A 7,113-nucleotide genomic window follows, 5' to 3' on the forward strand; every position below is an offset into this window, starting at 1 on the left:
GGCGGCGACCGCGAGGTGGCCGGTGACCCGGCGGGAGGCGCAACCCGCCCGGGAGGCAGACGCTCCGGCGTCCACCGGTGCCCTCAGGCCGCCGCCTCCGGTCGTCCTCGCCCCGGTCCGCGACGGAATCCCCCATCACCACAGGGGAGAAGGACAATGGCGCGACCCATCACGCTCTTCACCGGCCAGTGGGCCGACCTTCCGTTCGACGAGGTCTGCCGGCTCGCCGCCGAGTGGGGCTACGACGGGCTGGAGATCGCCTGCTGGGGCGACCACTTCGAGGTGGACAAGGCGCTCGCCGACGACTCGTACGTCGAGCGCAAGCGGGCCACCCTGGCCAAGCACAACCTTCAGGTGTTCGCCATCTCCAACCACCTGGTCGGGCAGGCCGTCTGCGACCACCCGATCGACGAGCGGCACCAGGACATCCTGCCGGCCCGGATCTGGGGCGACGGCGAGCCGGAAGGGGTGCGGCAGCGGGCCGCCGAGGAGATCAAGGACACCGCGCGGGCGGCGGCGAAACTCGGCGTACGCACCGTCGTCGGCTTCACCGGCTCGTCCATCTGGCACACGGTGGCCATGTTCCCGCCGGTGCCACCGGCCATGATCGAGCGCGGCTACCAGGACTTCGCCGACAGGTGGAACCCGATCCTGGACGTGTTCGACGAGGTGGGCGTGCGGTTCGCGCACGAGGTGCACCCCAGCGAGATCGCGTACGACTACTGGACCACCAAGCGGACGCTGGAGGCGATCGGGCACCGGGAGGCGTTCGGGCTCAACTGGGACCCGTCGCACTTCGTCTGGCAGGAGCTGGACCCGGTGAACTTCATCTTCGACTTCGCCGACCGGATCTACCACGTCGACTGCAAGGACGCGAAGGTCCGTACCGGGGACGGCCGCCGCGGCCGGCTCTCCTCCCACCTGCCCTGGGCCGACCTGCGGCGCGGCTGGGACTTCGTCTCCACCGGCCACGGTGACGTGCCGTGGGAGGACTGCTTCCGGGCGCTGAACGCGATCGGCTACGACGGCCCGATCTCGGTCGAGTGGGAGGACGCCGGCATGGACCGCCTGGTCGGCGCGCCGGAGGCGCTCCAGTTCGTCCGCCGCCTGGCCTTCGACGCCCCGAGCGCCGCCTTCGACGCCGCCTTCAGCAGCCGCGACTGACCCTCCTCCTGCGCTCGCGATCTTGCACTTGCGGCCCACGTGATGCCGCTTATGCCCGTTTCGGGAGGGCCGCAAGTGCAAGATCGACGGGGTGAGGTGAGGGCGGGGGTCAGCGGGCGGCGTAGACCTGGTCGCTCACCAGGCGGGCCGCGCCGATCAGGGCGGCGGTGTCGCCGAGGTCGGACAGGACGATCGGCAGGCTGCCGGTGGCCAGCGGTGTGGAGCGCCGGTAGACCACGCCCCGGATCTCGGCGAGCAGGACCGGCCCGATCCCGGCCGGCGCGCCCCCGATGATGACGATGGCCGGGTTGACGAAGCTGACCAGCCCGACCAGCACCTGCCCGAGCCGGCGGGCGGCGTCGCGGACGATGGTCTGCGCCGCCGGGTCGCCCTCGGTGGCCGCCGCCGCCACGTCGGCCATCGCCAGCGTCCCGGCCGCGGCCAGCCGGTCCGCGAGCACCGTGGAGCGCCCGGCCCGCGCGGCCGTCACCGCCTCCCGCACCAGCGCGGCATCCCCGCAGTACGCCTCGACGCACCCGTTGTTGCCGCAGCCGCAGAGCGGCCCGTCCTCGCTGAGCTGGAGGTGGCCGATGTCGCCGGCCCCGCTGGCCGCGCCCCGGTAGAGCGAACCGGCGAGCACCAGCCCGCAGCCGACCGCGTCGCCCAGCTTGACAGCGAGGAAGTCGTCGAACGGGCGGCCGGTGCCGGCGTGCCGTTCACCGAGGGCCATCGCGTTGGCGTCGTTGTCGACCTGCACCGGGCAGCCCAGCTCGGCGGCGAGCGTGTCGCGTACCGGGAAGCGGTGCCAGCCGGGCAGGGCCGGCGGGGAGACCGGCGTGCCGTCGCGGACCTCGACCGGCGCGGGCAGCGCGACACCGACGCCGGTCAGCGACGTCAGACCCGCCTCGACGCGAAGCTTGCCGAGCAGCTCGACCATGCGTCCGACCACCACGTCCGGGCCGAGCCGGACGTCCACCGGCTCGTCGTGCCGGGCCAGCGGGTTCAGCTCGCCGTCGGTGAGCGCGACCCGCAGCGTGCCGCCGCCGACGAGCACCGCGCCGAACCGGACCTGCGCGCCGATGCGCAGCAGCGACGACCGTCGCCCGCCCCGCGAGGCAGCCGGGCCGGCGCTCTCCACCAGGCCCAGCGCGGTCAACCGGTCCACCTCGGCGGCGAACCGGGCCCGCGGCAGGCCGAGGAGGTCGGTCAGCTCGACCCGGGACCGCGGGCCGTCGTCGCGCAGCAGGCGCAGCAGCCGCGCCTGATCCGCCGTTTCCGGTCCGACCATCGGCATGTGGTCACCTCCCCACGGAGAATGTGCCACATCGGCGCCCGAGCACACGGGAGCGGGCCGGTCACCCGGAGGTGACCGGCCCGCTGTCCGCTTGCGTCAGAGCGTGTTGCCGGTGGACGGCTTGGTGCTCGTGCCGGTCGTGGTCGAGCCGGACGCGCTGGTCGAACTGGTCGAGCCCGTGCCGTTGGCGCTGCGGCTGCCGACCGCGGCCGGCGTGCCCGCGAACGGCTTGTCGGCCTCGGTCATGCCCGGCTTGCCACCGTTGCCGGTGGCGAGCTTCTCACCCAGCTTGGTCTGCCCCAGCTTGTCCTTGCCCTCGGAGTAGAGCCGGGTCGCCTGGGCCTGCGCGACCCCGGCCGCCTCCTGGACGGTCGGGTGGTCGAGCACCTTGCGCCCCCGGACCACCAGCTCCTCGTACTTCTCCCGGCCGGCACGGGCGCCCAGGACGAATCCCGCAGCCAGCCCGCCAAGAAACATGATCTTTCCGCGCATGGCGGCTCCTTCCGTACCTGACGCTCTTGCCGATTTCCGCCGGCTCGGCGGAACGACCATCTTGCGCCTGCGTTCTCTGTCGACGGCTAACTACCCATCCTGCTCTCCGCTCATGCCTCCCTGTGCCGAGATGACGATTTGTCCGTAATCCTGGCGCGTCCGCCGGTCCGGTCCTCCTCCGGTAACCCCCTGGCGCACAACCCCCCGATGTCCTGTACTCTTGTCCCCGTCGCACGGAGCGGAGAGATCCGATCCGAGCGGTGCACGGTCCCCTGTAGCTCAATTGGCAGAGCAGCCGGCTGTTAACCGGCAGGTTATTGGTTCGAGTCCAATCGGGGGAGCTTCGCTCCACGTCACGCCCGTCGGCCCTGCCGGCGGGCGTTTCCCGTTCCGGCCCCTCGCGTGTCCCGGCTGCCCGGTTTCCGCCCGCGAGTCGTCAGTCGCCCGGCAGGATGGTCGGCGTCGACCTAGACTCCCGCTGCGTCGATTGTTGCGTCGATTCGAGGACGGTGGAGATGGCCGCAGGACGCAGCCGCTGGACCGCGACGCTGATCGCGGTAGCCGTGGTGCTCGGCTGGCTGATCATCGGCGGCGTCGCCGGGCCGTACTCGGGCAAGCTCGGCGAGGTCTCCACCAACGACAACGCCTCCTTCCTGCCGGCCGACGCCGAGGCCACCCGCGCGCAGGACCTGGCCGCCGGATTCGTCGACCGGGAGACCACGCCGGCGCTCGTGGTCTACGAACGCGCCGGTGGCCTCACCCCGGCCGACCAGCAACGGATCCAGGCCGACGCGGCCCGCTTCGCCGACGTACCGGGCGTGGTCGGCCCGCTGCCGCCACCGGTCGTCAGCCAGGACCGGCAGGCCGCCCAGGTGATCGTGCCGATCGACAGCGGCGAGGGCGAACAGATCCGCGCGGTGGTGGAACGCCTGCGCGACATCGCCGGCCCGGACCGCGACGGGCTCACCGTCGACGTCGCCGGACCCGCCGGGCTGCTCGGCGACCTGATCGAGGTGTTCGGCGCGATCGACGGACCGCTGCTGCTCGTCACCCTCACCGTGGTCCTGGTCATCCTCCTCGTCGTCTACCGCAGCCCGGTGCTGTGGATCTTCCCGCTGCTGGCCGCCGGGATGTCGTACTCGCTGGCGGCCGTCTTCGTCTACCTGCTCGCCGACCACGACATCGTCAAGCTCAACGGGCAGGCGCAGGGCATCCTCACCGTGCTCGTGTTCGGCGCCGGCACCGACTACGCGCTGCTGCTCATCGCCCGCTACCGGGAGGAACTGCACCGGCACGAGCGGCCCTGGGACGCGATGAAGACCGCCTGGAAGGGCGCCGCGCCGGCCATCGTCGCCTCCGGCGCCACAGTCATCGTCAGCCTGCTCTGCCTGCTGCTGTCCAGTCTCAACTCCAACCGGGCGCTCGGCCCGGTCAGCGCCGTCGGCATCGCCGCCACGCTGCTGGTGATGCTCACGTTCCTGCCCGCGCTGCTGGTCCTCGGCGGCAGGTGGGCGTTCTGGCCCCGGCGGCCCCGGCACGACGAGGCCGACCCGCGCGCCGAGCACGGCATCTGGGCGCGGATCGCCGGCTTCGTGGCGCGCCGCTCCCGTACGGTCTGGGTCGTCACCGCCGTGGCGCTCGCCGTGCTCGCGATCGGGGTGACCCAGCTCGGCGCCACCACGCTCGGCCAGTCCCAGCTGTTCACCCAGCGCACCGACTCGGTGGCCGGGCAGGAGGTCATCGACAGGCACTTCCCGGCCGGCACCGGCAGCCCCGCCACCATCTTCACCACCCAGGACACCGCGCGGCAGGTCGCCCAGGTGGCGCAGGGCGTACCGGGAGTCGCCTCGGTGCTGCCGCTCGGCCAGCGCGGCGAGAACGCCCCGCCCGACCCGAACGCGCCCCCCAAGGTGGTCGACGGGCGGGTGCAGCTCAACGTCACGCTCGCCGACGCGCCGGACAGCAACGGCGCCGAGCGGACCATCCGCGACCTGCGCGAGGCGGTGCACCGGGTGCCCGGCGCGGACGCCGTGGTCGGCGGCTTCACCGCGATCAACGTGGACACCGCCGACGCCTCCGTCCGCGACCGCAACGTGATCATCCCGGTGGTGCTGCTGGTCATCGCGGTCATCCTGGCCGTGCTGCTGCGCGCCCTGGTCGCCCCGGTGCTGCTGATCGCCACGGTGGTGCTGTCGTTCCTGGCCACGCTCGGCCTCTGCGCGCTGCTGTTCAAGTACGTGTTCGACTTCCCCGGCGTCGACCAGTCGTTCCCGCTGTTCGCGTTCGTCTTCCTGGTCGCGCTCGGCATCGACTACAACATCTTCCTGATGAGCCGGGTCCGGGAGGAATCGGTACGCCGCGGCACCCGCGCCGGTGTGCTCGTCGGCCTGGCCGTCACCGGCGGCGTGATCACCTCCGCCGGCATCGTGCTCGCCGCCACGTTCTCCGCGCTCGCCGTACTGCCGCTCGTTGTGCTCGTCGAGCTGGGCGTGGCCGTCGCCGTCGGCGTCCTGCTCGACACCATAGTGGTCCGCTCGCTGCTGGTGCCCGCGCTCGCGTACGACATCGGGCCGAAGGTCTGGTGGCCGGGCCGGTTGTCGCGGTCGCACCGCGAGGGCGACCGGGCCGGCGCGGGGGTGGACCGTGCCTGACACCGACGTGGTGGTCGTCGGCGGCGGCCTGGCCGGTCTCGCCGCCGCCCGGCGGCTGCACCGGGCCGGCGTGCCCTGGCGGCTGCTGGAGGCGAGCGACCGGCTCGGCGGGCGGGTCGCCACCGACCGCGTCGACGGGTTCCTGCTGGACCGCGGCTTCCAGGTGCTGAACACCGCGTACCCACGGCTGGCCGGCCTGGTCGACGTCGGCGCCCTCGAGATGGGCTGGTTCACGCCCGGCGTGCTGGTGCGCCGCGGCGACCGGCTGGAACGACTCGTCAACCCGCTGCGCGAGCCCGCCGGCGCGCCCGCCACGCTCACCGCCGGCATCGGGACACTGACCGACCGGCTGCGCTTCGGCGCGCTCGCCGCCGGCTACGCGACGCTGCCGGTCGGGCGGCTGCTCAACACACCCGAGACCAGCGCCGAGAAGGCGCTGCGCCGGGCCGGGCTCTCCGACGCGATCATCGAGGAACTGCTCCGGCCGTTCCTGTCCGGCGTGCTGCTCGACCGCGAGCTGGCCACCTCCAGCCACGTCCTCGCGGTCATCATGCGCTCCTTCGCCCGGGGCCGCATCGGCCTGCCCGCGGACGGCATGGCGGCGCTGCCCCGGGCGCTCGCCGCGCCGCTGCCCGCCGAGCTGATCGACCTGAACACCCCGGTCACCGAGGTCGCGCCCGGCCGCGTCCGCACCCCGTCCGGCGAGATCACCTGCCGCGCCGTCGTGGTCGCGGCCGACCCGCCGGCGGCGGCCACGCTGCTGCCCGGGCTGCCGAGGGTACGCATGCACGCCTACACCACCTACTACCACCGCACCGAGACGGCGCCACTGGACGAGCCGATCCTGCTGCTCGACGGCGACCGGCGGGAAACGATCGCCAACACGGTGGTGGTGAGCCGGGCCGCGCCCACGTACGCCCCGGATGGCCAGCACCTGGTCGCCACCTCGGTGGTCGGCCCGCAGACCCCACCCGAACCGGTGATCCGCCGCGAGCTGGACCGCCTCTACGGCCGCTCCACCGCCGACTGGACCCACCTCACCACCGTCACCGTGCCGGACGCGCTGCCCGCCGCCCCGCCGCCGCAGGGCCGCCTGCGCAAGCCGGTCGCGCTCGGCGACGGCCTGTACGTGGCCGGGGACCACCGGGACAGCCCGTCCATCCAGGGCGCGCTCGCCAGCGGCTGGCGCACGGTCGGCGCCGTCCTCGCCGATCTGCGGCGCGCGTAGAGCCGTTGGCCGGTGGGTTGCGCGTTGTTATCCTCGCGTAGCCCATCGTGCTGTCGCGGTAGTCTTTCCGCCCGGCCGGTGGTGGTCCGCGAAACGATCGGCGGGTTACGATCCGGCGCGGTGACGGGGCGGTAGCTCAGCCGGTTAGAGCAGGGGACTCATAATCCCTCGGTCGCGGGTTCGAACCCCGCCCGCCCCACCATTGTTGAGCAGGTGAAACGGTCCTTCGGTTATCGGCCGGAGGGCCGTTCGCTGTCTGTGTGGGGACATTTCGGGGACAGGTC

Annotated in this window: 5 protein-coding genes and 2 tRNA genes; 5 read left to right on the plus strand and 2 right to left on the minus strand. The window is 73.0% G+C overall.

Annotated features, from left to right (window positions below; all coding sequences use genetic code 11):
• The first annotated feature begins 156 nt into the window (after positions 1 to 156).
• Positions 157 to 1,164, plus strand: coding sequence for a sugar phosphate isomerase/epimerase (locus tag KBX43_RS27285; protein WP_043329109.1), 1,008 nt, complete (start codon positions 157 to 159; stop codon positions 1,162 to 1,164).
• A gap of 109 nt (positions 1,165 to 1,273) precedes the next feature.
• Here the strand turns inward: KBX43_RS27285 and KBX43_RS27290 are convergent, their stop codons facing one another.
• Both KBX43_RS27290 and KBX43_RS27295 read right to left on the minus strand, forming a co-directional pair.
• Positions 1,274 to 2,458: an ROK family transcriptional regulator gene (locus KBX43_RS27290; RefSeq protein ID WP_210887870.1), complete on the minus strand. Its 1,185-nt coding sequence runs from the start codon at positions 2,456 to 2,458 to the stop codon at positions 1,274 to 1,276.
• Positions 2,459 to 2,554: 96 nt separating this feature from the next.
• Entirely contained in the window at positions 2,555 to 2,950 is a 396-nt protein-coding gene (locus tag KBX43_RS27295; protein WP_030503967.1) for a hypothetical protein, read from the minus strand.
• Between the two features lie 268 nt (positions 2,951 to 3,218).
• On the opposite strand from KBX43_RS27295, the gene KBX43_RS27300 reads away from it, so the two are divergent.
• The 4 genes from KBX43_RS27300 to KBX43_RS27315 all read left to right on the plus strand — a co-directional run bounded on the left by KBX43_RS27300 (position 3,219) and on the right by KBX43_RS27315 (position 7,031).
• Positions 3,219 to 3,291, plus strand: a tRNA-Asn gene (locus KBX43_RS27300).
• A gap of 174 nt (positions 3,292 to 3,465) precedes the next feature.
• Positions 3,466 to 5,601 carry an MMPL family transporter gene (locus tag KBX43_RS27305; RefSeq protein WP_064448175.1) on the plus strand — a complete coding sequence of 712 codons (2,136 nt, stop codon included), beginning with the start codon at positions 3,466 to 3,468 and terminating at the stop codon, positions 5,599 to 5,601.
• On the plus strand, positions 5,594 to 6,829 hold the full coding sequence (locus KBX43_RS27310; protein ID WP_166456706.1) for an FAD-dependent oxidoreductase: 1,236 nt from the start codon (positions 5,594 to 5,596) through the stop codon (positions 6,827 to 6,829). Before KBX43_RS27305 ends, KBX43_RS27310 begins: the two co-directional genes overlap by 8 nt.
• A 125-nt stretch (positions 6,830 to 6,954) precedes the next feature.
• Positions 6,955 to 7,031, plus strand: a tRNA-Ile gene (locus KBX43_RS27315).
• The last annotated feature ends 82 nt before the right edge of the window (positions 7,032 to 7,113 follow it).

It is taken from the genome of Micromonospora sp. C41 (assembly GCF_018070485.1).
GTDB classification, from domain to species: domain Bacteria; phylum Actinomycetota; class Actinomycetes; order Mycobacteriales; family Micromonosporaceae; genus Micromonospora; species Micromonospora chalcea.